Origin of the sequence: Flavobacterium sp. MEB061 (assembly GCF_000834715.1) — a bacterium.
Taxonomy (GTDB): Bacteria; Bacteroidota; Bacteroidia; order Flavobacteriales; family Flavobacteriaceae; genus Flavobacterium; species Flavobacterium pectinovorum.
Window position 1 is genome coordinate 288,834 of sequence record NZ_JXQR01000015.1, and the last position, 25,326, is coordinate 314,159.

20 protein-coding genes are annotated in these 25,326 nt (G+C 32.2%); 8 read left to right on the forward strand and 12 right to left on the reverse strand.

The genetic code is table 11. From position 1 onward, the window contains the following. Positions 1–14 precede the first annotated feature (14 nt). The 6 genes from RT99_RS08520 (at position 15) to RT99_RS08540 (ending at position 12,511) form a co-directional block, all read left to right on the forward strand. Complete coding sequence (locus RT99_RS08520; RefSeq protein ID WP_082036943.1) at positions 15–1,928, forward strand: discoidin domain-containing protein; 1,914 nt, start codon at positions 15–17, stop codon at positions 1,926–1,928. Between the two features lie 119 nt (positions 1,929–2,047). Continuing rightward, positions 2,048–3,436, forward strand: coding sequence for a M20/M25/M40 family metallo-hydrolase (locus RT99_RS08525; protein WP_042564586.1), 1,389 nt, complete (start codon positions 2,048–2,050; stop codon positions 3,434–3,436). 218 nt (positions 3,437–3,654) lie between these two features. Continuing rightward, positions 3,655–5,265: a hypothetical protein gene (locus RT99_RS08530; protein WP_042564305.1), complete on the forward strand. Its 1,611-nt coding sequence runs from the start codon at positions 3,655–3,657 to the stop codon at positions 5,263–5,265. A 176-nt stretch (positions 5,266–5,441) separates the two neighbouring features. Beyond that, positions 5,442–5,579, forward strand: coding sequence for a hypothetical protein (locus tag RT99_RS25290; RefSeq protein ID WP_165587191.1), 138 nt, complete (start codon positions 5,442–5,444; stop codon positions 5,577–5,579). A gap of 89 nt (positions 5,580–5,668) precedes the next feature. Beyond that, positions 5,669–11,803: a M4 family metallopeptidase gene (locus tag RT99_RS08535; RefSeq protein ID WP_082036936.1), complete on the forward strand. Its 6,135-nt coding sequence runs from the start codon at positions 5,669–5,671 to the stop codon at positions 11,801–11,803. A gap of 66 nt (positions 11,804–11,869) precedes the next feature. Beyond that, the gene (locus tag RT99_RS08540; protein ID WP_042564307.1) at positions 11,870–12,511 is read left to right on the forward strand and encodes a porin family protein; all 642 of its coding nucleotides are present in this window, start codon (positions 11,870–11,872) and stop codon (positions 12,509–12,511) included. A 65-nt stretch (positions 12,512–12,576) separates the two neighbouring features. Here RT99_RS08540 and RT99_RS08545 read toward each other — a convergent pair whose 3' ends face one another. From RT99_RS08545 to prmA, 12 genes are all read right to left on the reverse strand, one after another. Next, positions 12,577–12,879 (reverse strand): hypothetical protein, encoded by a 303-nt coding sequence (locus tag RT99_RS08545; RefSeq protein WP_042564308.1) that lies wholly within the window; start codon positions 12,877–12,879, stop codon positions 12,577–12,579. A 4-nt stretch (positions 12,880–12,883) separates the two neighbouring features. After that, positions 12,884–13,336 carry a hypothetical protein gene (locus tag RT99_RS08550; RefSeq protein WP_042564309.1) on the reverse strand — a complete coding sequence of 151 codons (453 nt, stop codon included), beginning with the start codon at positions 13,334–13,336 and terminating at the stop codon, positions 12,884–12,886. 86 nt (positions 13,337–13,422) lie between these two features. Continuing rightward, the gene (locus tag RT99_RS08555) at positions 13,423–14,100 is read right to left on the reverse strand and encodes a YiiX family permuted papain-like enzyme (protein ID WP_042564310.1); all 678 of its coding nucleotides are present in this window, start codon (positions 14,098–14,100) and stop codon (positions 13,423–13,425) included. A gap of 175 nt (positions 14,101–14,275) precedes the next feature. Next, positions 14,276–15,178 (reverse strand): membrane protein, encoded by a 903-nt coding sequence (locus RT99_RS08560; protein WP_042564311.1) that lies wholly within the window; start codon positions 15,176–15,178, stop codon positions 14,276–14,278. Between the two features lie 22 nt (positions 15,179–15,200). Next, complete coding sequence (gene kdsA / locus RT99_RS08565) at positions 15,201–16,019, reverse strand: 3-deoxy-8-phosphooctulonate synthase (protein WP_042564312.1); 819 nt, start codon at positions 16,017–16,019, stop codon at positions 15,201–15,203. Positions 16,020–16,301: 282 nt separating this feature from the next. Further along, positions 16,302–17,090, reverse strand: coding sequence for an arylamine N-acetyltransferase (locus RT99_RS08570; protein ID WP_052483622.1), 789 nt, complete (start codon positions 17,088–17,090; stop codon positions 16,302–16,304). A 184-nt stretch (positions 17,091–17,274) separates the two neighbouring features. Further along, positions 17,275–17,823, reverse strand: a complete 549-nt coding sequence (locus RT99_RS08575) for a transposase (RefSeq protein WP_042564588.1) — start codon at positions 17,821–17,823, stop codon at positions 17,275–17,277. 71 nt (positions 17,824–17,894) lie between these two features. Then, positions 17,895–18,347, reverse strand: coding sequence for a hypothetical protein (locus tag RT99_RS08580; RefSeq protein WP_042564313.1), 453 nt, complete (start codon positions 18,345–18,347; stop codon positions 17,895–17,897). Positions 18,348–18,484: 137 nt separating this feature from the next. Then, positions 18,485–19,159 carry a lysoplasmalogenase gene (locus tag RT99_RS08585; protein WP_042564589.1) on the reverse strand — a complete coding sequence of 225 codons (675 nt, stop codon included), beginning with the start codon at positions 19,157–19,159 and terminating at the stop codon, positions 18,485–18,487. A gap of 5 nt (positions 19,160–19,164) precedes the next feature. Continuing rightward, positions 19,165–20,436, reverse strand: coding sequence for a sterol desaturase family protein (locus RT99_RS08590; RefSeq protein ID WP_042564314.1), 1,272 nt, complete (start codon positions 20,434–20,436; stop codon positions 19,165–19,167). Positions 20,437–20,500: 64 nt separating this feature from the next. Further along, a complete protein-coding gene (locus RT99_RS08595) occupies positions 20,501–20,776 on the reverse strand; it encodes an ATP-dependent Clp protease adaptor ClpS (protein WP_029269514.1) in 276 nt (91 codons plus the stop codon). A gap of 35 nt (positions 20,777–20,811) precedes the next feature. Further along, complete coding sequence (gene prmA, locus RT99_RS08600; protein WP_042564315.1) at positions 20,812–21,645, reverse strand: 50S ribosomal protein L11 methyltransferase; 834 nt, start codon at positions 21,643–21,645, stop codon at positions 20,812–20,814. A 111-nt stretch (positions 21,646–21,756) separates the two neighbouring features. On the opposite strand from prmA, the gene RT99_RS08605 reads away from it, so the two are divergent. Together RT99_RS08605 and RT99_RS08610 are read left to right on the forward strand one after the other, a co-directional pair. Next, positions 21,757–22,893: a hypothetical protein gene (locus RT99_RS08605; RefSeq protein ID WP_042564316.1), complete on the forward strand. Its 1,137-nt coding sequence runs from the start codon at positions 21,757–21,759 to the stop codon at positions 22,891–22,893. Beyond that, positions 22,853–25,189, forward strand: a complete 2,337-nt coding sequence (locus RT99_RS08610) for a hypothetical protein (RefSeq protein WP_042564317.1) — start codon at positions 22,853–22,855, stop codon at positions 25,187–25,189. The genes RT99_RS08605 and RT99_RS08610 overlap by 41 nt, the downstream gene beginning before the upstream one ends. The last annotated feature ends 137 nt before the right edge of the window (positions 25,190–25,326 follow it).

Genomic DNA, 25,326 nt, shown 5'->3' on the forward strand with positions numbered 1-25,326 from the left:
TAAAAATAAAAGAAATGTATAAACTATCGTCTATATCGCTTTTGTTGCTTTTGATAGGATTTAATATCTCGGCACAAAATTCCATTCCTGGAAAAACAGAATGGTTTGATCCTAATAAACCAGCTTCAACATATTGTAATCCAATAAATATTGGTTACAATTACACGACCTTTAAGCACAACGGGATTCCTGAATCTCGCCGTTCAAGTGCCGATCCTGTTATTATTACTTACAAAGGCGAATATTATTTATTTGCTACAAATCAGGCAGGTTTCTTTTGGAGTAAAGACATGTCTGACTGGAAATTTGTATACGGAAGTTTTCAAAGACAACCCGGCGATGATGACCAATGTGCGCCTGCTGCATGGGTGGTAAACGATACTTTGTTTTATGTTGGATCAACATGGAAAAAAGATCATCCGATTTGGAAAACAGCCGATCCAAAATCAGGAAAATGGTTGCGACATGTCGATAAAGCAATGTTGCCAACCTGGGATCCTGCTATTTTTCAGGATGATGATAAAAAAGTATATATGTACTACGGTTCAAGCGGAAAATTACCACTTGTAGGTGTAGAAGTAGATTATAAAACATGGTTACCAAAAGGAAATCAGGCAGATTATGCACAATTATACGCAGCCACAGAAGTTGAGGATATTCAAAAACCTTACGGTCAGGCAAAAGCGGTTGTTGGTTTAGATCCTGCTTCACACGGTTGGGAACGTTTTGGACCTAACAATGATATGGAACCTGCACCCTGGGGTAATTTTATAGAGGGCGCATGGATGACCAAACACAACGGTAAATATTATATGCAATATGGCGCTCCTGCTACTGAATTTAAAGGATATGCAAACGGAGTTCACGTTGGTGATAATCCGTTGGGACCATTTGTGTATCAAAAGCACAATCCAATGTCGTATAAGCCCGGAGGATTTGTAATTGGTGCCGGACACGGAAACACTTTTGCAGATATTTACGGAAATTACTGGAATACAGGAACATGCAAAATTTCAATAAAAGACCGTTTTGAACGTCGTATTGATATGTTTCCTGCCGGATTTGATAAAGATGATGTCATGTATTCGAACACATCTTATGGAGATTTTCCAATAAAACTTCCGACAGAACAACGCAATCACGAAAATGGAGCTTCTTCCGGATGGATGTTATTATCTTATAAAAAAACAGCTACAGTTTCTTCTTCAGAAGATTGTATGGAAGTGGAAACACACAGAATGGATAATGGAGGCAAAAAAGTATATGAGAAATTTTGCTATGGCGCGAATAATTTAACAGATGAAAATATTCAAACCTATTGGTCAGCAAAAACAAGTAATCCGGGTGAATGGTTACAGCTTGATTTAGGGAGAAAAATGCAGGTAAATGCTTTGCAAATTAATTATGCCGATCATAAAGCAACACAATACAATAAAGCAATGGATATTTATTATCAATATAAAATATTCATGTCTGATGATGGTGTAAACTGGACATTGGTGGTAGATAAATCTCAAAATGATAAAGATGCTCCGCATGATTATGTTGAGTTAACAAAACCAATTGAAGCTCGTTACATTAAAATGGAAAACATTCATAACGCTTCGGGATTATTTGCGGTTTCAGATTTCAGGGTTTTTGGAAACGGATTGATGGCAAAACCAAAAGCTGTTTCTGGTTTTAAAGTAAATAGAAATAACAAAGATTCTCGTAATGCAATGATTTCCTGGAAGAAACAATCTGACGCAATTGGATACAATATTTATTACGGAATTGCTCCGGATAAATTATACAATACCATTATGGTTTATGATGAAAGTGCGTATGATTTTAGAGGTTTGGATAAAGACACAAAATATTATTTTACGGTTGAAGCTTTTAACGAAAATGGTATTAGTTCAAAAACGAAGCTTATTGAAGTAAAATAATTTTGTAACTATTTTTTCATAAAAGGTTGACTAAAATGGCAACGATTTATAAAAGAATTTGTTCCTTTGCATGGCTATCATGTAGCAGATTAAGTAACCCGAAAAAAGCCATTAAACCTATGAAAAAAACAATTCTTTTAACTGCATTAGTTTTAAGCGGATTGACATCTTTTGCCCAGTCAAATGATGAAAAAAACATTAAATTATTTTATAAAAAGGCATTAACCGAGTCTAAAGCTTACACTTGGTTAGAGTATTTATCTAACGATATTGGAGCTCGTTTATCAGGATCACAAAACGCACAGCTGGCTGTTAATTATACTAAATCTCAGCTTGAAAGTTTAGGACTTGACAAAGTATATTTACAAGAAGTTATGGTTCCGCATTGGGTTCGTGGCGAAAAAGAAAGTGCTTTTATCTTAAACGGAAAAGTTAAAACTGCTGTGCCAATTTGCGCTTTGGGAGGATCTGTTGCAACTGCAAAAACAGGACTTACGGCAGAAGTTATAGAAGTTCAGGGAATTAAAGAACTTGCCGAATTAGGAGATAAAGTAAAAGGAAAAATTGTGTTTTTTAACAGACCAATGAATCCTGAAAATGTTGAAACTTTCATTTCATACGGAGCTTGTGTTGATCAAAGATTTGCTGGTGCAAAAGAAGCCGCTAAACTTGGAGCAGTGGGAACAATTGTACGTTCGATGAATTTACGTTTAGACGATTTTCCTCATACAGGCGCCCAAAGTTATGGTGATTTGCCAAAAGAACAATATATCCCTACAGCTGCGATTAGTACAAACGGAGCTGAATTATTAAGTGCAACCTTAAAAAGCAATCCGTCTTTAAAATTTTATATCAAACAATCTTGCGAAACATTGCCTGATGTATTATCATATAATGTTATTGGAGAATTAACAGGAACAGTAACTCCGGAGAATATTATGGTTGTTGGTGGTCACTTAGATTCTTGGGATCTGGCTGATGGTTCTCAGGATGATGGAGCAGGAGTAGTACAAAGTATGGAAGTAGTTCGTATTCTTAAAAATTTAAACTACAAACCTAAAAATACAATTCGTGTAGTTTTATTTATGAATGAAGAGAATGGCGGAAAAGGTGGAGCGAAATATGAAGAAGTTTCAAAACAAAAAAATGAGAACCATATTTTTGCTTTAGAAAGTGATTCAGGCGGATTTTCACCAAGAGGTTTTTCAATTGAAGCAGACGATGCAAACCTAAAAAAAATACAAGGATTCAGAGATCTTTTTGAGCCTTATTTAGTTCATAGTTTTACAATTGGACATGCAGGATCTGATATTAGCCATTTAACGTCTAAAGCGATTGTTAAAGCTGGTTTAAAACCAGATTCTCAACGTTATTTTGATTATCACCACGCAGCAAACGACAAATTTGATGCTGTTAATAAAAGAGAATTAGAACTTGGAGCAGCAACAATGGCAAGCTTAGTTTATTTATTAGACCAAACCGGAATTGAAATGCCAAAGGCTAATTAATTTTAAATAGATATTTACAAAATGAAGCCGTCTCAAATACGTTTGAGACGGCTTTTAAATTTAATTCATAATTGATTCCTTAGAGTATAATATTAATCGCTTAAAGCAGTTATAATTTCAAATTCAGGACTAAACCGACAATTCTTCTTTTTATTATTTATGTCTTATTAATCCTATTTTTTTTGTTTAAATTTGAATCCTTCTTTAGAGTTATTAATATGGCTACACGATTATTTTCTTACTTTTTTCTTATTCTTTCTTTGAGTATTCATTCACAATCGACAAAGGAACTGATTGATGGTCTAAATACTATTAATGATCATCAGAAAAAAGTAGAACTCTGTCGAAAAATTGCTTTAAGATTGCAAAAATCGGATTGGGACAGAGCTATAAAATATATTGAAATAGCCGAATCTGAAGCCAGAAAAACAGAAAATCCAGAACTTACGCTGGCGTATGTTTATGTTACGGCAGGAAAAATGTATGCCTCCAAAGAAGTATTTGATGTTAGTTTGAAATATTATTTTAAAGCGCATGATATTTACAAGCAAAACAATAATATTGAAGAATTATCAAAATTAGAAAACAATCTTGCCATTATTTATTCACTCGGGAAAAATAAGGAAAAAGCATTAAAATATTTCTTAAACGTATATCACTATCAAAAGTCTAAGAATGATCCCGTTAAGCTCGTAAAAATTTTAAACAATATTGGTACTTTATATTTAGATAAAAATGTAGATTCTTCTTTGCATTATTACCAAAAGGCTCAAGCTATAAACGGAACGATAAAAGACTACACCTTAAAAATTTATGTCTATACTAATTTGGCACGAGCTTATGCATTAAAAAAAGATAAAAAAAATACCGAATATTATTTTGACCAGGCTTTTTCTTTAGTAGATAAACCAGTTGATAATGCTGTAAAAGCTTTTGTATATGAGTCTTTTTCGCAATATAAATTAAAAGAGAAAAACTATGATGCCGTAATTGCAAATGCAAAAAAGGCATTAGAATTAGGTAAAGATAATGTATATAGCTTTTCAGGTTTAAACCTGAATAAAATGCTTTATGAGGTTTATATAAGTACGGCTGATTATAAAAATGCAGTACATTATTTTCAGAAATACAATGCAATCAACGACAGTATTAATGTTGAAGAAAAAGCAGTAAATCTGGAAAGAATAAAATTAGAACAGGATTACAAAGTTCGCACACAAATAAAAACACTTATAGAACAAAAGAAACTATTTAAGTATTCTGTGGTGGGATTGATATTGGTAGTTGGCATTTTAATTTTAATTATTTTACTAATAAAATACCGAAACAGAAACATTAAAAATCAACTGGAAAAAGAAAAATTAAACACCAAAATGCAAGGTTTAAAGGAAAACCTGAAAGCTAAAAATATGGTTCTGGTAGGAAAAGCTATGTCAGAAATACATCGTACAGACAGCATTAATGAAATCCTTACTGATCTTAAACAAATTAAACTCAAAGCTATTAATAAAGAAATGCAACAAGCTATTGATATAGTTTTAAAGCGTTTGGAAAAGAATTTAAATACCGATATCTGGAAAGAATTCGAAATAAGTTTTGAACAGGTTCACCAGTCTTTTTTTGATAAACTAAAAAACGATTATCCTTCCCTTACTCCAAAAGACCGGAGATTATGTGCTCTTTTATACCTGGATCTAACAACAAAAGAAATTTCTCAAATTACAGGGCAATCCTTCAAAGCGATCGAAAATTCCAGAACAAGACTTCGGAAAAAATTTGATTTGACTAACGAAAAGGTAAATCTCTCCACTTATCTCAATACATTTTAAGTTTAATAAATGTAAAAAATAACCCAAACTAATCGGCTGATTTAGTTTGGGTTATTTTTTTTTGAGTGTTTTTTGAGTGACAATTTTTTACCTGTGAGTGTTTTTGTAATAGTCCGTTTTTCAAAAATATGTAATGTCCATTCTACATTTACCAAATCGATGCAAATAAATTTAGAATGAACGAGAAGAAAAAAAAAGTACCTCCTAAAAATTTAGAACAGCTTTTGGAAGAAACAAAAACCCAAAAGGAAATCCTCTTAAAGATTCTTGAAAAAATAACAAAAGAAAATCCTGAAGATCAAACTCCAAATTGATTTTTAGAAAGGCATTTGAATGGCTGCTATACCATTTAAAGTGCGATTATAACCAAACTAACCATAATATTAATTTTAAATTTAAAGAAATGAACCAGATTTACCTCAAAACCAAGTGTTTGTTTGTTTTGTTAAGTTTCTTCGCCTGTTCCGTAGGAATGGCTCAGTCTCCTTTTCAAAGCGTAAAAAAAGATGGTGTGAAAATGGCTGTTGACGAGTCAGCACCAAATCAGACAAAAGATCAAGTTAGTAAGACAAATAATGATCCAAATTCTACTCAGAGTAACAATGCCGGCAATCTTCTAATTCAGGAAGAGGAAAAGATAAGCGGCAAAGAGCTTTCTAAAGCAGAAAGTGAATCGGTAACAAAACAACTACAGCAAAGCCAACAATTATTTGGACAAAAACTAAATGATTCAGAGAAAACAAACGCACAGGATACTGTAAGCACGAAGGTTAAATCTTTTGCTAAATCTTCAGGTTTAACTGCCAAAAACATATTCGAAGTTAAAAAAGAAGCTTTTGATTTGTCTGCATCAGATAAAATGCAATTAAAATCAATCTCTGATAATCATGGAAGAATACTGGCTACTTATCAGCAATTGCATAATTCTGTTCCGGTAGAAGGAGCAATTTACAAGGTTAGAGAAAATAAAACCAAGATAGACGCATTTGGTTATACTGCTAAAAAATTGTCTGTAAGCAGCAGTTATAAAGTAAGTGCTACAGCTGCTTTAGAAAATGCACTTAAAAAAGTAAACGCCAAACAATATATTTGGGAAAGTAAAAAATTAGGTGCTTTACTTGATAAAAATATAAGTACAAAACCAGAAGGAGAATTGGTTTATGTGGGTCCTAATTTTTCTTCTGAACTAAAAGAATATTACCTGACATGGAAATTTGATATTTATGCAATCAATCCGCAATCAAGCCAGACTATTTACGTAGATGCAAACTCTGGAAAAATAGTTCTTATTATCGACTTAAATCGAGATGCCAGTTTCGAAGGCCAAAGGCTGGGTAGAGGTAAATCACGATACGCCGGAGATGTAACTTTTAATACCAAACAATATGCTGATGGTTATAGATTAGAAGGTCTGCAGGGAAAATATAATGTGCCAATGTATACTATGAATCTGAATCACAATGATCAGGCTTCAGATGAAGTAATTACTGATTTTATTGATGAAGATAATATTTGGAATGAACTGCACAATAAAAATAACGATGAAGTTGCCATTGATATTCATTGGGGTATGCAGAAAACCATAGAATATTATGGTGAAAAATTTGATCGAAATAGTATCGACAATAAAGGAATGACAATTATTGGTCTTGCACATTTAGGCAATAATGTCGAAAATGCTTCGTGGACTGGTGGATGGGCACAATTTGGAGATGGTTACGACACGCCTTATGTTGGATTGGGAATTACAGCTCATGAATTGACGCATGGTGTAACACGTTTTACGGCGGGTTTAATTTATCAGGGAGAATCAGGTGCTATGAATGAATCCTTCAGTGATATTTTTGGTGTTTCTGTTGAGTTTTATGTTGGAAAAGACAAAAAAGATGACATTTGGATGTTGGGAAATGAATTGTATACCCACGGAAGTATGAGGAGTATGTCTAATCCGAAAGCCCAAGGACAGCCTGATACGTATGGAGGAATAAATTGGGCAAATACATCAAACATAAATTACGATAATGGTGGTGTACACATTAACAGCGGAATCACAAATTACTGGTTTTACCTTTTAAGCGAAGGCGGCCAAGGTGTAAATGATCTTAATAACAGTTATAATGTTAAAGCTATTGGTCTTGCCAAAGCAGAGAAAATTGCCTACATAACGCTTACAGAGTATTTATCTCCCTCTTCAAACTTTAGTGATATGCGTCGGGCAACTTTAATGGTTGCCGAAGATTTATACGGATTAGGTTCTGAAGAATACAAACAAGTTACCAATGCCTGGTATGCTATTGGTATTGGAGCTGCTTATGCAGACAAGCAAATATCTCTTGTTTCTGTTGAAAAACCTTCGGCTGTTTGTGGTTCTTTAAAAGGGGATGAGCCTTTTTATATTAAAATTAAAAATACAGGATCTACTGTAATTAAAGCCAATGAAAGCTTAAATTACAAATTAAGATTGATGACACAAGGTTTTGGCGGCAGATTTAATGTTCTTTACACCAACGATAGTATTATCAGCTTTACCAAAGATCTTGGCGTAGGAGAAGAAACGATTATAAAAATTCAGGACAATATTCCTTATGTAATAAGTTTAAATACAGTAAATTATGTTGAAGTTAAATTTGATTTTAATCCTATTACAGAATTTGGCGCAAAAGATGGAGTTTCTTTTGTTTCAAATTTAATAGTTCCTCCTGCACAAAAAGATTTTGACCTTAAACTTATGGGACTAAATCTTCCCGTGTACTCTGGTGATGCTTTATCAGCCAATCATCCATTAGCTGTAACAATCTATAATTTGGGCTGTGAGGATATAGCAGCAGGATCTCAATTGAAAGTTGGATATTTGAATACACTTTCGGGAGGCGAAACTATCTGGAAAGATATTACACTGCAAGCTGTCTTTAAAGGCAATTCAGAAATGATAATTCCTTTAGATAATATCAATTTGTCAGCAGCTGGCTTGTATAATTATGAAGCTTTTGTGACCTATAGCCAGGATCCTGTAACTACGAATAACAGTATTACAAATTCGGTTTATAATGGGGTTGTAACTCAATTTCCATATTTTCAGGATTTCGAAAAAACACCTGGTGGCTGGTATTCAAAATCAATACTTATGAATCAAAAATTTGTATGGCAGCAAACTTCCGCGATTTCATTTAGAGATACTAATTCGAAATATTTATGGGGTACTGTAAATTATGGCACTTCTGAAAGAGTACCACCCAATTCTGATTTTACATTAGAATCTCCAATATTTGACTTTACCAATATTACTTCTCCCTATGTTGAGTTTGATATGATTCATTTGTTTTATAAAGGATATGACGGATTAATTGTTGAATATTCTGAAGACAAAGGTCAAAACTGGAAAAAAGCTACAGGCATAGATTATCCAGAAACTTTGCAATACAATGATTTAGTAGTTGGCCCATGGTTTAGCGGAATTAATAACCGTACGGATAAAAAACCAATCGGAATACGTTTAAATGAACTTGCAGGTAAAAAGGCGGCTATTCGTTTTCGAGTTGTTACAGATAGTTATGCCAGTAACTTTTTAGGTGCTTTTATAGATAACATTCGTGTAGGTAATGCGCCTTATGATTTAGAAGTTACGGGTGCAAAATTAGACGCCGGTACCTGTACTGTTAACAATGATAATGTAACAATTAGCGCAAAAATCATTAATAATTTTACAACCGCTAAAGAGCAGGTTAATGTAACAGTTAAAATTCTTGATAAGGAAAAAAATGAAGTTTTTTCAAATATCGAAAAAATAGCTTTAACATTTACAAAATATGGAGATACGCTAACATATTCTCTTTCAAATATTAATTTAAAAAGCATTGGTAAAAATACAATCACAGTTTCAGTTTTTCCTGAAGATGTAGCTCAGGATGTTAAACCAGAAAATAATTCGTTAACATTTGGTTTCGATAACTGGGATAATAAAGATATGAAGATAGATTCATTGCCTTATACAATGGATTTTGAAGATAGCACTCAATACAAAGGATGGAGAACTTCTGAAAATAATAATAGTGGAGGATGGAAATATGGAACAAGTAAAGAGTTAGGATCTCCGGGTTGGTTTTTAGAAGGCCATGAGCATTTTATGGCAAGTAATGATGATAAATGTAATTGTGATGCATCAAGTGATATGTTGATTTCTCCAGTATTAGATTTAAGAAAGTATAAAGAAGCACATTTGTCATTTGATGGTTTTGGAGACGGACAAAGACTTTCAGACGGATATGTAAAAGTAAGTACGGATGGAGGTAAAACCTGGGAAGAGGTTTTTAAAATGTCTTATATTACAAACTGGATAGAATATCATGTAGATTTAACTCCATATGCCGGAAAATCTTGTGTTCTTGTAGCATTTGTACATGATGATAACGGATTGTTTGCCAATGGTTTTGCAGTAGATAATATTAAAATCAAAGACACAGCAGATTATTTACAGCTCTCAAATTTAAGTGTACCAGAAAATGTATATGAAGATGCGCCATCACACCAATTTTTTATAAGTGGAAAAAATTTATCTTATAGTACAGTTAATAAGGCAACTATCGAATATCAAATTACCCAAAATGGTAAACCTATAGGGGAGCCAATTGTACGAGAAAGAAATGATCAGATATTCAGATATCAAACTATTGTTTATACAGTAGATGGTATACCGCAGTTACCAGCAGGAAATTATGAGATTAATGTAAAAGTAATTGCAGAAGGAGAACCAAAAGCGCTGGCAGAGGAGCTTAAAGGAGCTTTTCAGGTTTTGGAAAAAGCACCAACTTTAGATGCTGAAACTTTTTCTACTATATCGGCGGGATCAATATTTGGATCAAAAGGATTTGTATCCAATCAAAGTGATGAAAATTATCCATGGCGAGCAGTTGTTAAACCGGATAATGCAAATCTGGGTCTTCCTAAAAAAGATCATACTGGCGATATTGCAGCGCAAATGCTTTACAATCAACTAGAAGGTTATGCAGCTTATGGAGAATTAATCTCTCCGTTGTATAATTTATCTGAAAACACAACTGCTTTAGAATTTTATTACGGACTTGAAAGTAATTATAATAATGCCTTTATTATAGATGTTAAAACCGCAGGAGGCGAATGGAATGAGATATGGAGAGCCTCTAAACAAGGAAATTATAGAGACACTGAATGGCAAAAAGGAATAGTAAATTTAAGTAAATATGCTGGTAAATCTGTAATGCTGCGATTTAGACATGCCAAAGCAGGGGGGTATTCTTATATGGTATTGGATGATTTAAAAATAATCAGCGATCCTATTTTAGATTTATCTGTACAGATATTGTCGCCAAAAGATGTATGTGGCGGATCTGAAGTGAAAGTTAAGCTGACCAATGAAGGGCAAATTCCAATTCAGGAAAAGGCAATTCAATTGAATCTGGAATATATCAATACAAATGAAACTATTTCAGAAGGGATTGAAGCAGCGATTCCGGTAGGTGAAAGCATAGAATATATTTTAAAAAAACAGCCTAAACTTGATACAAGTGGTGATTCTCATGTATTTAATGTTATTGCAAAATTAGATAATGACCTTATTCCGCAAAACAATGAAATAAAAAACTATATCTATCAAGAGGTATCAGGAGATTTCAAAATATTTGATAATTCAGTAATTCATGGATATGAAGGTAAAAGTTTGTACATCGATGCAGCAACGAATTTTAGGGCTAATAAATTAGAAGTTGTTTCCTATAAATGGAATACCGGTGATGTTTCTAATGGTATAGAAATCAATAAAGCAGGAGATTATACCGTAACATTAGTAATGAAAAACGGATGCAAGCTAACAGAAACCATAACTGCAACATTTGATACTTTCGAATCTGAATTGGAAAGCGGAGACTTATGCGGTCCTGAGGTTGTTTTGTCTCCCGGAACATACAAATCTTACGAATGGTTTGACGGCTCAACAGAACCAACTATTACCATAACAGAAAGTGGGGATTATTATGTAACGGTTTACAATGAAAATGGCATCGGTAAAACTTTTAGTACTACCATTTCAATTCTTGAAAACAATATCGTACCTGAGATTCAGGTTGTAGGAAATAAAAAATTAACTGCTTCGGTTGAAGCTGTTTCGTATCAATGGTTTCTAAATGAAAGACCTATACCAAATGCAACCGAAAAATCTATAATCACAATTTGGGAAGGAAATTACAGCCTTCAGATAACCAATAATAATGGATGTAGCAGTAAATCAATTTCATTTGATTCAAAAGGTATGCTTGTTGGAAAAATAACAAATCCCTTTAGAGTATTTCCTAATCCGGCAGTTGATACGGTAAATATCTTTTTGGCCGATAAAAATGAAGGAGAAACACAAATCAATATTTATGCAATGGATGGTAAAGTACTGTGGAATAAAAAGTATGCCAATATTCCATCAAATATAAATGTAAGCGAATTAAATGCTGGAGTTTATGTTTTAGACTGTATCATAAATGGCAAGAAATATACAGCCAAAATCATTAAGAAGTAACAGCATTACAGATAGATAAGGTAACTCTCATTTTTGAGAGTTACCATTCTTAAACAAAAAAATACTATGAAAAAATATATACTAATCTTAAGCACACTTTTTTTTGGCGTGACTGTTATGGGGCAAACTGAAAAAGTAAAACTAGGCGTAAAAGCAGGTTTAAACATCTCAAATCTCACTCTTAACGAAAGCGAATTGAATTCATCAGGTAAAACAGGGTTTACGGCGGGAATTATGGTCGAAATTCCTATGGCGAAAAATTTTTCTCTTCAACCTGAATTGTTATACAGCCAACAAGGAACAAAAATTACTTTTTATGATGAAGAAGTAGCAAATTCTCACTATAAAAGTACTATTGAATTGAACTATTTAAACATTCCTGTAATGTTAAAATATTACGTAATAAAAGGATTAAGTGTACAAGCCGGGCCTCAAATAGGAATATTACTGAAAGCTAATAATAAATATCAGGATAACTTTTTGGGTTATGAAAATCAAGGGAGTTTTAATCTAAAAGAGTATTCGAGCGGTATAGATACTTCTGTAAACTTCGGTTTGGGATATCAATTAAAAAATAAATTTTATACAGATGTAAGATATAATATTTCTTATTCTAATGTATTTAAAGATGGAGATGCAAATCATTACATCGATAATAATATGAAAAACAAAGTTTTTCAAATAACGCTTGGTTATTTTTTACAATAATTCATTTTTCATTTTTGTTGAAAAGGAAGCCGTCTCGTTTTGAGATAGCTTCTTTTTTTTTATAATTACAATTTCATTACTATCGAATAATACAACATTGTAACAGGAATATTAGACAAAAGAATTAAAATTTTAACCGCTATGTCTTTTCTCTGTTCTGTGAGTTCAATAAATTTATCAATAAGATGGAATAACATTATAGTGTTAAGTACTATTGCTGATGCCACAAATGGAAAAGCAACAATTAAAATATTCGGATTGGCATTTGTAACAATATAAAGTACAAATAAAATGGTACTGACTATAAAACTGCCGATAGCCAATTCTGTCGATTGTTTTTCTTCAAAAGGTTTTTCAGTTGTTTTCATAAAATTAAATTTTAAATGTTTTTTGAATTGATTGAATAGATATGGAAAGCATTTTTGAAAAATCGAGATAATGGAAGGGAAGAGCTTGTTTGCCTCTTTTATATTGTTGAAAAAAATAATTGATATGGCGCAGATAAAAAGGGGTGCCCGAAAGAATAACCATAAATAGATACAAGCTTCTTTTACCATTTCCTAAAAGATAATATTGCATTCCGATTTCATCAGCAACCGAAATTCCAGTGTTTGTTAAAACATGAATAATGTCGTGATCTTCCAGTTTTGGCTGAATATCAAAATGATTTTTGTCAAGGAAATTACCCAAACCAAACCCAAGAGAATCTACTGGATATTGTAATAATTCATCTTTATCGATTTCCCACGGAATACTCTTTTTAAAATACTTTTGATATGGTTTTCTTGACCATTCATACATTTTTTCAATAATATAATCTTTCATATAATAATTTTAAAAGTTCTTTGAAATTCAAAGTAAAATAATAAATAAAAAAGCTAATTGAGTTTTAAATTAGCTTTGTATGTTTTTTAATAAGTATCGATTACAGTTTTTAACAAATTAGAATCGGCTAGGTTAGATGGTGAGACTACTTTTTCAGTAAGCGGAATATCATTTCCGTATCTTTCCTTTAATATTTTTTGAACTCTTTCATCTTTCAAATTAAAATCTTTTAATTCCTGTAATGGACACAATTCGATACCGGCTCCGGTTTTATATATTTTCCAGACCAATTCAGAACAGTAGATTCTATTATCCGCCCATTCAAAATAAGCATCATATTCTTTACCGTTAAATTGCTGTCCATAATCTTTCATCTTTTGTAAAGTACTTGCAGTCAAAACTTTTTCTGTATTTTTCAATCTTTTCACAACATATTTATTTTCTTTACCGTGTTTTATCCATTCATCCAGCAACGTTATTTTTACAGGCTGAACAGCTTCAAAAACAAATTTCCTGTCATTGATAAAGAAGATAATTCCGCAATGTGAAAATTTTGAGTTTGTCGCAATTTTCACCGCTTCACATTGCTTAGATTCTGAAGTTTGAAAAATAATATCTCCATCCTGAACTTTATCAGATAGTGTGGTTTGCGGTTTTGTTCCAGAAAACGGATTGTTAGGAAATACTAACGTTGCCACATACAAAGCACAGCAAAAACTAATTAAAAATGTAGTTCCTAAAAAGATGTATTTCATTTTTTTCATGTTGAATTTTTAAATTCTAAATATACTTTAAATTCCATCATTTCTTATTTCAGTTTTTTAATATTAACTAAAAAAACAAAAGCTATATAAAGTACTTTGAAATACAAAGTAAATAATAAAAAAAATAGCTGCCAAATAAAATGACAGCTATTTTATAAATATATTTTAAGAAATATTAGATTCTAAATATACCTCCAACGGCAATAATACGCTGAAAGAAGAAAAAATCTTGAGAAGCTTTATCTTCATTACTTGTTGTAGTTCTAATATCCTGCATGTTAATGTAACCACCTTTTAACTCTCCCTGAATGTAGAAGTGTTTGAAAAAAGTAACGTTGATACCTGCTTTTGCAGAAACACCATAACCAGAAACGTGAAAATCATCATGACGCTCTTTTCCTAAAAGTGTTGTGTTTGTTTTAGGATATAAAACTCCTGCACCCAAACCTTCAGTTAAGTTAATTTGAACTTTATCAATATTCGGAAGAGTAAACAATTTCGAAATATCATCAAATCTTGAAACTTCAGTATTAATATAGTTCAAACCATCAGTATGTTCGTAAATTAAAAATGGAGTACCACCGTTAAGAGTACCGCCACCTTCCATAGCGCCACCTTGAGACATATCTACAGGTGTATTGTTGTAATTTCCATTGTAAATTGAACCTGCCTGATCTGCTGGCAAATTGATATCTCCGGTAACATTTGCAATTTGATTTTGTGACATTACATATTTCATGTGGTCAACACCAATTGTAACACTATAATGATCACTAAAAAAATAACCTAATCTCAAATTGGTTTGCGGAATAGTCATGTTTGCAGGATTAATATAATCGACATGCCAGCCTTTCGGTTTGTCATGTGCCTGCATGTTATCAACAGTAAAATTATAATCTTTTCCTCTAAAAGTTACATCAGATTTTGAGTAACTTTCTCTATTTCCACCCCACATTACAAAGAACTTTCCTTTATTGTGTGCTGTATATTTATTTTGTATTGCAATTTCTTCCTGAGCAAATGTATTTACAGCAAAACACATTAAAAAGAAAGGCAAGAATAAAAGTTTATTTTTCAATGAATTGATTGTATAATAAAAATTAAAAGGCGTTTACAGTTTTTCTTATAGCAACTAACTTAGTCATTAGATCTTCAAAATAGTCTAAATGCAACATGTTAGCACCATCACTTTTTGCATTAGCAGGGTCAAAGTGTGTTTCGATAAAAATACCGTCAACACCCACAGCAATACCCGCTTTGGCAACAGTTTCAATCATATCAGGTCTTCCTCCGGTAACACCCGCAGTTTGATTAGGTTGTTGTAATGAATGTGTAACATCCAAAACAGTAGAAGCATATTGTTGCATAGTAGGAATTCCTCTAAAATCAACAATCATGTCCTGGTAACCAAACATAGTACCACGATCTGTAACCATAACATTCTCATTCTGACAGTCTAATACTTTTTGTACAGCATGTTTCATGCTTTCCGGACTCATAAATTGTCCTTTTTTCAAGTTCACCACTTTTCCTGTATTTGCTGCAGCAACAACAAGATCAGTCTGGCGTACAAGAAAAGCCGGAATTTGTAAAACATCTACATATTGCGCAGCCATATCAGCATCTTCATTAGTATGAATATCTGTTACAGTTGGAATATGAAAAGTTTCAGAAACTTTTCTTAAAATTTTTAATGCTTTTTCGTCACCAATTCCAGAAAAACTATCAATTCTCGAACGGTTCGCTTTTTTAAATGATCCTTTAAAAACATAAGGAATCTGAAGTTTGTCGGTAATACCAACTAATTTTTCAGCAATCCTGAGAGCCATTTCTTCTCCTTCAATAGCGCAAGGTCCCGCCAATAAAAAGAAATTACCACTATCAGTATGCTTAATTTGTGGAATATGTTGTATGTTCATAATATGATTTTTTGACAGTGCAAAGGTAGTTATGATTTATGAATACGAGATGAAGATTTAAGATTATTTTAAGAAGCCTCCCGATAGCTATCGGGACTGCCCGCTGCAATCTTTTTCTCCAAACCCTTTTTTCTAGGTCTTTGCAGGAGCTTCCGCTGGTCGCTCTGCAAAAACCAGAAAAAATAGGCTTTCTCAAAAAAGGATTTCCGCTGCTATCAGGGCTAGAATTGTAGTGGAATTATAGTATTTGATTAGGAATATCTCTTCAAAACAGTTTCTCAATTATACCTTCAAATTAAATTCTGTTTCCAAAATAGCATCCAACTGATCATCTTCAAAAGAAATAATTTCGGCAATCCCATTTGTCACTGATTTTAACGAATTTTTTGATAATATTTTTTTGCCCAACGGATTTTGTAACACAACAATTAATTTTTGGGTAAAAACAGAATCAGGATGTGAGTAATTATAATGATTGGCAGGTTTAAAATCGATCCATCTTTGTGGAGTCAAATCAAAAGAATATAAATTAGCCCATTCTTTTCCGATTAGAATTTGCAGTAAAAATTCATTTTCTTCTGTTTTGATCAAAGTAAAAGTGTCAAAATCATGCTGAATTTCAGTTCCAATTTCACTCAGTTTTAAAGGTTTTCTAATACTGTTGCCGCCAAACCCCAGATCAATAAGATAATCTTCATTTTCGATGGTAGCAACTATGGCCAAATGTGTTTTAGCATTAGGATCAGGATTAACAAGCGGGCGCACCGCAATATAATAATGTGGAACACCAATTTCCTGAAGCATTAACGAAAAGATACCATTAATTTGATAGCAATATCCGCCACGTTTTTTAGTCACAATTTGGTTTACAATATCATCACCAATTAAGGAAATAACTTTTCCGGCCTGTACATCAATATTTTCAAAAGGCACACTAAATATTTGGCTTTGCATCAATTTCTTTATGCCTTCTAAATTCAATTTAATTTCTCCCTCAAAATTGATTCTCTTTAAATATTGCTGTAAATCGAAACTTGAAGCTTCAATTTTATGATTTTTTGATTGTTCCATTTTAATTTTTTTGCATTTTATGAATACAATCAAAATTAAGGCATTTATAGAAGTAAAGAGATAATTTAACTTATTTTTCAAGGATTTTCAAAGTGATTGATTTCTATAAGTTTATAAGAAAATCTTAATCATTTTCAATTTCCCATGGCTAGCGCGAGCGTCCCGCTCGTGCCCGCAATCAAAATCAATTTAGATCTATTTGTAAAACAGTATGGTTATTATCAGAATAATTTCGAGCAGAGCTGTATTTCCAATCTACAGCATCAGTTACAAAACCTGATTTTACTGGATTTTGATGAATGTAATCAAGTTTTTGTTCAAAGACTTTTAATGACCAGATTTCAATTGGGTGATTGTCTTGTTGCCAAAATTGTCGATTTTTAACATTACTATTCTTTTTTCCGGCACGCTCCATCATCCAAAGCATCCATTCCTTTCTGCTTTCCTGGGGATTTTCTATAATTGCCTGAATAAGTTTTTTAGAAGTAAAACCTTTAAAATCTCTCATTAAACCAGATGGATCTCCGTTTCCTGAACGAAAAATTAAATGAATATGGCTAGGCATAATACAATATCCATAAATTTCCATTGCCTTATTCTTTCGACAAAAATCTAACGATTCAATTACTGTCCAAAAATACTCCTCTCGAGTAAATACATCAATCCAATTGACAGTTGCAAAACTTATAAAATATGCGCCTGTTTTTTCTCCAAATTTATATTTAGTACTCATATTTTTATTCAGCATGCGGGCACGAGCGGGACGCTCGCGCTAGCGAAAACAAGGAATTAATAATTTAAAATCTACTCCTTCTTCAAACTCAATCCCATAGGAACCATCAAGATTCCCTTCTCATAAATATTCAAATAAAGTATGACAGGTTTTTTTTGGCCTTCCCATTTTAGTTCATAAACATTAAGGAATCCAGCGCCCATATCGCTTCGTTTGGTTGGGAAGGGGCAACAGGTTTCCAATCTTGAATACGTGATTTTTTCACCATTTGGTCCGGCTAAAGCATTCAGGAAACGAGTTTCGTTTAAAGCCTCATCTCTAGTATTTCTGAAAAAAATATTGATCGGATAATCAGGATCGTAACCGTACTTTTTGTCTTTACTAAAAAGCGTAATAACAAAAGTATTGTCTTTTTTTAAAACTAAATCAGGAGCATTGTCATCTACATTTTTCAAAGTCGATTTAGTACTTATACATGAGGTTGCAGTTATAAGTAAAATGATAAAAAATGCTATTTTTTTCATGGTTTAAGAGTATTGGTCGTACAAATGTAAAAGTAAAATAGTTTTGCCACAGATTAAGGAATTAAAAAAGAATAAAATAATTTGTTATAGGCGCAAATCTGTGTAATCTATGTCATCGACTTTCAAATTAAACTAAATTATTCTTCCTTTTGTGGATTCAGTTCTAATATTCCAAGTACAAGCAGATATTGTGCCACAAGATAAGTAAGCATAATAAAAAACGAACCTTTTTCTATTGAAGTATAAAACTTATTAATTGCCAGAATACTATCAGAAATGACAAAAATAACAGCCCCATAAAAAACATATTTGTTTCCTGGTTTCGACCAGCTTAAAAAACCATTAAAAGCAAATAAAAGCATAGTTGAAATCACGAATGCATAAATGATTACAGGAACTTTTAAACTGCCCAAAGTTGGCAGTAAAAAAGAAATCATTCCCACGACATAAAGTAAAATAATAAGACATCCAATTCTAAAAACTATATTGTTTCTAATTTCAACGGTTTTTTGTTTGTTAAAAAGTGTACAATATAGGAGATGCGAAATCAGAAAAGAAGCTAACGCCAGAATAAAATAAATTTCGGCTATATCTGCAAATAATAAAACAATATCGCCAATCCAAGAAAATGCTAATGCAGCTAAGAGTAAATTTCGAGACGGGAATCTTTTGTAAGCGTAAACCGCAAAACCTAATAACGGAATCAAAGTAGGTTTTAAATACAGATCCAAATATTCATACCCCAAAAGCAGCGCAAGCAAATAAATAAGGCTGATAAAAAAATAAATTTTGAAAAATAAGGTGTGTTTCATAGTCATCAGGAATTGAGTGTTATACCGGGGGGAGATTTAAAATCGATAGCTACAAAATAAATTGTGGCTATAAATGAAAAACTTAAAAAACTTAAAATGATGTAATTTGAAAATGGAAAAACCTGATTTAGCCCAAACCAGTCGCCATAATAAGAAATGATTGCAATGACAATTACAAAACGGAAACCTTCCCAAAAAATTGCATATTTACTTTTATCCATTAATTCACTATAACTGTAAATCGTTATCAGGATAAAAAAGCCATAAACAAAGATACTGGGCAAACCAATTTTGGCAATATTATCAAATAAATAAGTGACAAACAAAAGGGTAATCAACATTTGAGTAACCGACCAATAAACTAGTTTTTGTGAATTTTGAGTTCCGTATTTTTCAAAATCATACACATTTTCAATTTTATGGACAGGATATTTTTCTTCAAAATTTTCTGGTCGCCAGCCTGTTGGTTTAAACCAAATGGTAAATTTATCTTTCCAGTTTTCGGCACGCCAGGCATCTTTGATTAATAAAATAAGATGTTGGAAATTGATCTTAATCGGATTCCAGGTTTGCGCCGGTCTTGTAATGCCAAATACAGGCGGAACATCATCCATTTCTGCCTGAAAAGTACCAAAAAGTTTATCCCAAAAAATAAATATCTGCGAATGGTTTTTGTCTAAATATTCGGGATTTATAGCATGATGAACACGATGATGCGAAGGAGTTACCAAAATGTGTTCTATAAAACCCATTTTTTTAATATGTTTGGTATGATACCAAAATTGTAAAAATAGGTGCAAAGGCAAAGTAATCGCGATCACTGTGGCCGGAACGCCCAATAATGCAGCAGGAATCAATAAAAAAGTGAATAAATTAACCACACTCGCAATAGGCTGGCGCAAAGCACAGGCTAAATTAAATTCTTCACTACTGTGATGAATCGCATGTTTGTTCCAAAGAAAATTTATTTGATGTGCCAGTCTGTGGCTCCAATATCCGTAAAAATCAATAACGAAAAAGGCAATACAATAAGATAAAATAGAAGTTTCAAGATGAAAAACGGCAATTTTAGAAACCAGCCATTCATATGAAATAAAAGTCAGGCTTAAACCCAAAACATCCTTTACAGAATTGGTAATTCCGGAACTGATGCTTGAAACACTGTCAATTAAAGGCGCAGTGTCTTCTTTTTTATAGATGCCGTATATTTTTTCAATTATAATTAAAACTAAAAAAATAGGCGTAGCGATAATTAATATCTTTCCATATTCTTCCATAAAAAAAATGTTATAAAATATTCAAATATAGAATATTTTATAACATTTTTTAAATTATTCACAATTAAACAATCTCTGCGCTAAGTCCTGCTTCTAAAAGCTGTGTACATTGAGGTTTAAGTTTGTCCATCGGACCTGTTTTTACGGTGCATTTTCCGTTGTAATGTACAATTAAAGAACATTGTTCTGCTTGCTCAGGTGTATGATTACAAACGCGCATTAAAGTATCGATAACATGATCAAAAGTATTTACATCGTCATTATAAACAATGATCTCGTTATTAAAACCTGTCGCTTCTTTCTCGCGAACTCTTTCTCTTACTTTTTCTTTAGTACTCATGTTTTTTAGGTTTTTGTACTGTTTGTAATTACTATCTAATTTACGTATTTTAATGAAACCCAGTTGTTTCTTTGAAATTTTTTAACATAAGTCAAACCTTTCTCCGTGCAGGAAGCATCAATAAACGGAATATCTTCTTCATAAAAACCGCTAAAAAGTATAATTCCTTTTGGGTTTAAAGAATCAACATAACTTTGCATATCGTTTAGTAAAATATTACGGTTGATGTTGGCAATAATCAAATCGTATTTTTTCCCTTCTAATAAAGCGGCGTCACCTTCATAAACGGTAATGTGTTTGCAGTTATTGCGTTCAGCATTTTCGATAGAATTCAAATAACACCAGTTGTCAATATCAATAGCATCAATTGGCTGAGCACCTTTCATTTCGGCTAAAATGGCTAAAATTGCAGTTCCGCAGCCCATGTCTAACGTTTTTAAACCTTCAACATTCATTTCTAATAAATGCTGAATCATCATGTGCGTTGTTTCATGATGACCGGTCCCGAAACTCATTTTTGGTTCGATTACAATATCAAATTCAGCATTGGTTTTTTCATGAAAAGGAGCGCGTACGTGGCATTTTCCGTCAACATCAATCGCTTCAAAGTTCTTTTCCCATTCTTCGTTCCAGTTTACCTGATCGATTTCTTCAACAGTATACTCAATTTTAAATTCTTCAGATTCTAAAATATAAATGTCATCCAGAATATTCTCATCCCACAAATCTTTCTTCACATAAGCCGAAATTCCGGTTTCTGTTTCTGTAAAAGTTTCAAATGCTTTTTCGCCTAATTCAGCAATTAAAATTTCTGATCCGGGTTCTTTCGGTTCAATCGTAAAATGATATCCTAAATATATATTCGACATAAATAATTTTTTTGCAAAGGTAAGAATCCAAAGTTGAAGTTCTTTAAAAATAAATCATATTCTCAAGAAGATTAATGTTAATTTTGATTCAAATTTCTACTGATTTAATTTATGAAGAATACCATCTATATTTTACTTTTTGCGGTTTTAAACGGCGCTTCGTGTGAGAACGACCACGAAGTAATCCGATCTTTTTGTTATTGGAAAACCGATTTAAATTTTCAGAAAGAAGATGATTCCTTAATGAGAGAATTGGATGTAAAACACCTGTACGTTCGCTTTTTTGACGTAGATTGGAATCCGTATGCAAAAGAACCTCTGCCGGTGGCAACCATTGGAAATGTCAGTTTAAACGAAAGCAATCCTGATATTACACCAAGTGTTTTTATTACCAATGAAGTTGTTTTACAATCGACTAAAAAGCAATTGGATAGTTTGGCGGTTAGAATTGCACAACGCGTTAATCAAATTGGTGTAAAAATGAACGAAACAAAAGCAGATGTAATCGCCAATGCAATTGTTTACCCCAAAGATTATTACAAACAAAAAGACTATAAACGAATCAATTACGATTCAGTAAAAGCGTTAGAATTAGCGAAATTAAAAGTTGATTTTAAGGAAATTCTAATTGATTGCGATTGGTCTGAAAAATCTAAAGACAATTATTTTTATTTATTAAAACAAATCAAAAAAGAATTTCCAACAGTGCAAATATCTGCTACAATCAGGCTTTGGCAATATAAATTTGCTTCAAAAGCCGGAATTCCGCCAGTAGATAAAGGTTTATTGATGTGTTATAATTTGACAAAACCAGATGATTTTAAAACTAAAAACTCAATAGGAACAAGCAACGAATTGGCGCAATATATTACACACAGCGAATATAAACTCAAACTCGATATTGCGTTGCCGTTATATAGCTGGGCAGTTGTTTTTAGAGGGAATCAGTTTAAAGGAATTTTATCAGATTATGATCAATTACTGAAAGATTCGATAAAATTGAAGAAATCAACTGAATCTAAATATGTTTTAGAAGATGATGTTTTGGTTGGGCAAACTTATTTGCGAAACGGAGACGAGATTAGAATCGAGAAAATTTCTGAAGAAGAATTAGACAAAATGATTTCGATTATAAAAGATAAAATCAAGATTGATAATCAAACCAAAGTGACGTTTTTTTCTTTTGATAAAAAATACATCAACGATTATGGAACCCAAAATATATCCAGCTATTATGCGCGTTTTTAGTAGTTTACTTTTCTTTTTAAGCCTACAGGTTTCATTTGCCTGCGGATGGAGTGTTTCGCCGGAAACCAGCAGATTGGTATTGTTTAAAGCACAACGAGAAGGTTTTTTTAAACTAACCCCGTTTTATTATTCTGCAGATTATTACTATGCAACAAATACAGTTTCGGGTGTAGATCAGGAATTGAATTGTTTAGAATGGCAGAAAAAATTAGGAAATAAAATTAACCCAAAAGATGTTCATACGATTTTGTATGAAACAGATGCTGAACAGTTTGAAAATGCCTTTGAATCTAAATCATTAAAAAAAGCGTTCGAAAAAAACACTTTTATTGAAGCTTTATTGTTGCCAAAAAACAAAACCTTTTTAAACTATATTTTATTTGCTAAAAAACTTGAATATAACAGTAATATCGATGTAAAATGGGAATCCTGGGAACAAGTCGGTTACAATAGCAAAGATCATAAATTAGCGGATTTAGAAGATTTCGAAAAGAAAATTAAAACTGCAAAAGATCCTTTTTTAAAACAGCGTTATGCTTTTTTAATTCTCAGATATAGTTTTTACGCTCAGGATAAAAATGAAGTTATTCGCTTATACGATACTTATTTTGCAGAAAATAAAAATACAATTCTTCAACCTTGGGCTTTGTACTATAAAGCTTTATGTATTGATGATTTGCCTTTGCAGAATTATTTATTGAGTAAAGTTTTTGCTACTTGCGAAGAAAAATCATTTGCCGTTTTACAGCATTATAACTGGAAATTAACTGCTGAAACTTTGGCTTTGGTCCAAAATAATGAAGAACGAAGTGTGATTCTGTCAATTGAAAGTTTTCGTAATCCGGCTCCCGATTTAAAAACAATCAAAGAAGTTTACGAATTGAGTCCGAATAGTTTGAACTTAAGTTTTTTAATTGGAAGAGAAATAAATAAACTCGAAGACTGGATTTTTACACCGCAATATACCACAAACGGAAGTCCATCGGTTGTGTTTGAAGGAACGGACTGGTACGGAGATTACGTCAATGCTAAAAATGAAAATTTCAATAAAGACATTCTGTATTTAAGAGAGTTAGAATATTTTCTGATTGCTATTCGGGAACAAACTTCCGGTGAACAAAAAGATTATATAACCGCTGCAATTGCACAGCTTTGTTTTATGGACGATGATATCGAGTTGGGAAAAAAATATACCAATATGATATCTGATAAAGCAAATGCATCGATACAAATGCAGAAAAATATTCAGTTGGCATTAGTATCCTTAAAACAAGATGATTTGAAAAGCGAAACAGTGCAAAACCAGCTTTTTAAATATTTTGATGCTGTTGAAAATTTAGTTGAAACCGATAACGGATTATTCAAAAACTTATACAGTTTATATAGAATAGCAAGCGGCGAATTCTATAAAAAAAACGATCGCGTTACAGCAGGTTTATTAATGATGAAATCAGATATCAAAAATGAAGGTATTTATTCAGGATATAACAATCCTTATTTCTATATGTACATCGGTTATTTTGAACGAACTGCAACCGTTGAAGACATTGATAAATTGATTGCACTACAACAAAAAGAAGATAAAACCACATTTGAAAAATACATTTGCTCAGGAACAATTGCGCCAAATATTGATTATTACAAAGATCTAAAAGGAACAATTGCTTTCAGAAACAATGATTTAGAATTGGCTTATGAAACCTTTTCAAGTATGCCCAAAGATTTTTGGGAGAAGAATTATGCCTTTACAGATTTTCTAAATGAAAACCCTTTTACACCCAAAATTCTGCAAAAACAAGAAGAACGAAAATTTGATTACCGTTTTAATAAAGCCGAATTTATTGCAAAATTAATTCAGTTGAAAAAGCAAAATACAGCGTCGGGCAATCTGCAATTGGCAAATGCGTATTTTAATGTTTCTTATTTAGGAAATTCCTGGATGATGGTTGCTTACGATTGGACGTCTGGGGAATCCTATATTGATTATGTTTACGGAGATAATTCTGAAAAAGAAAAAACATACCAAAAAGGCAATTATTACAGTTTAACAATGGCAAAAATGTATTATGAAAAAGCCTTGAAAATGTCTAAAAACAAAAATGAAAAAGCTCTGGCCAGTTTAATGATTTTTGAATGTAACTATTACAATCATTATGCTAATATTATTTCTGCCGAAGAAGAAGAAAAAAATCCATTTAAAGCAGGGAAGGAGCTTGTAGATTTTTATTCGCTTTATAAAACAACACCAACTTTTAAAAAGTACAATTGTCCGTTGTTGCAATCATTTATAAACTAATTTTTTTTCCACCATATAAGTTATATAAGTAAATATAAGTATGATTTTAAACTAAACTTATATTTACTTATATAACTTATATGGTTTAAAAACATAAAAAAAGCGCTCACATGGTGAACGCTTTTATAATATAACAA

Excerpts from the sequence above, each read along its gene's own strand:
- RT99_RS08530 (WP_042564305.1), top strand. The coding sequence starts at position 3,655 with ATGGCTACACGATTATTTTCTTACTTTTTTCTTATTCTTTCTTTGAGT.
- RT99_RS08550 (WP_042564309.1), bottom strand. The coding sequence starts at position 13,336 with ATGAAAGATTATATTATTGAAAAAATGTATGAATGGTCAAGAAAACCA.
- RT99_RS08535 (WP_082036936.1), top strand. The coding sequence starts at position 5,669 with ATGAACCAGATTTACCTCAAAACCAAGTGTTTGTTTGTTTTGTTAAGT.
- RT99_RS08570 (WP_052483622.1), bottom strand. The coding sequence starts at position 17,090 with ATGGAACAATCAAAAAATCATAAAATTGAAGCTTCAAGTTTCGATTTA.
- RT99_RS08520 (WP_082036943.1), top strand. The coding sequence starts at position 15 with ATGTATAAACTATCGTCTATATCGCTTTTGTTGCTTTTGATAGGATTT.
- RT99_RS08555 (WP_042564310.1), bottom strand. The coding sequence starts at position 14,100 with ATGAAAAAAATGAAATACATCTTTTTAGGAACTACATTTTTAATTAGT.
- prmA (WP_042564315.1), bottom strand. The coding sequence starts at position 21,645 with ATGTCGAATATATATTTAGGATATCATTTTACGATTGAACCGAAAGAA.
- RT99_RS08575 (WP_042564588.1), bottom strand. The coding sequence starts at position 17,823 with ATGAGTACTAAATATAAATTTGGAGAAAAAACAGGCGCATATTTTATA.
- RT99_RS08610 (WP_042564317.1), top strand. The coding sequence starts at position 22,853 with ATGGAACCCAAAATATATCCAGCTATTATGCGCGTTTTTAGTAGTTTA.
- RT99_RS08585 (WP_042564589.1), bottom strand. The coding sequence starts at position 19,159 with ATGAAACACACCTTATTTTTCAAAATTTATTTTTTTATCAGCCTTATT.
- RT99_RS08545 (WP_042564308.1), bottom strand. The coding sequence starts at position 12,879 with ATGAAAACAACTGAAAAACCTTTTGAAGAAAAACAATCGACAGAATTG.
- RT99_RS25290 (WP_165587191.1), top strand. The coding sequence starts at position 5,442 with ATGAACGAGAAGAAAAAAAAAGTACCTCCTAAAAATTTAGAACAGCTT.
- kdsA (WP_042564312.1), bottom strand. The coding sequence starts at position 16,019 with ATGAACATACAACATATTCCACAAATTAAGCATACTGATAGTGGTAAT.
- RT99_RS08590 (WP_042564314.1), bottom strand. The coding sequence starts at position 20,436 with ATGGAAGAATATGGAAAGATATTAATTATCGCTACGCCTATTTTTTTA.
- RT99_RS08580 (WP_042564313.1), bottom strand. The coding sequence starts at position 18,347 with ATGAAAAAAATAGCATTTTTTATCATTTTACTTATAACTGCAACCTCA.
- RT99_RS08605 (WP_042564316.1), top strand. The coding sequence starts at position 21,757 with ATGAAGAATACCATCTATATTTTACTTTTTGCGGTTTTAAACGGCGCT.
- RT99_RS08595 (WP_029269514.1), bottom strand. The coding sequence starts at position 20,776 with ATGAGTACTAAAGAAAAAGTAAGAGAAAGAGTTCGCGAGAAAGAAGCG.
- RT99_RS08540 (WP_042564307.1), top strand. The coding sequence starts at position 11,870 with ATGAAAAAATATATACTAATCTTAAGCACACTTTTTTTTGGCGTGACT.
- RT99_RS08525 (WP_042564586.1), top strand. The coding sequence starts at position 2,048 with ATGAAAAAAACAATTCTTTTAACTGCATTAGTTTTAAGCGGATTGACA.